Genomic DNA, 365 nt, shown 5'->3' with positions numbered 1-365 from the left:
CGTCATCTTCGAAGGCGAAGTCGATGTTCTCAAACGCTTTAAAGATGACGTAAAAGAGGTTTCACAAGGATATGAATGTGGTATCACCATTAAGAATTACAATGACATCCGCGAAGGCGATATGATCGAAGCGTATGTCATGCAAGAAATTGAAAGAAAGTGATCGGTTTCGCCGAATGCGAATGCATCATCTATGATGCATCCTCACTCAAGGAAAAACGGGCGGTTCTGAAGCGGATCATCACAAGGATCCGCGGCAGGTTCAACGTGTCTGTCTCAGAGATTGCCTACCAGGATTCGTGGCAGCGCACATGCATTGGAATCGCCGCCGTTTCTTCCTCTCGCGTTCAAACGGAAAAAGAGCT

The 365-nt window shown here is 46.8% G+C and carries 2 protein-coding genes; both read left to right on the top strand.

The genetic code is table 11. From position 1 onward, the window contains the following. Positions 1 to 163, top strand: a 163-nt coding sequence (locus V7126_RS24085; RefSeq protein WP_438823802.1) for a hypothetical protein, incomplete at its 5' end; no start/stop codon positions are given. Then, on the top strand, positions 160 to 365 hold a 206-nt coding region (locus tag V7126_RS11315; RefSeq protein ID WP_335497599.1), incomplete at its 3' end, for a DUF503 domain-containing protein. The genes V7126_RS24085 and V7126_RS11315, both read left to right, overlap by 4 nt.

This window comes from Bacillus sp. JJ675 (assembly GCF_036963165.1).
GTDB classification, from domain to species: Bacteria; Bacillota; Bacilli; order Bacillales; family Bacillaceae; genus Bacillus; species Bacillus glycinifermentans.
Note: the sequence above shows the minus strand (reverse complement) of the source record. Positions and strands in the feature narration are given on the sequence as shown.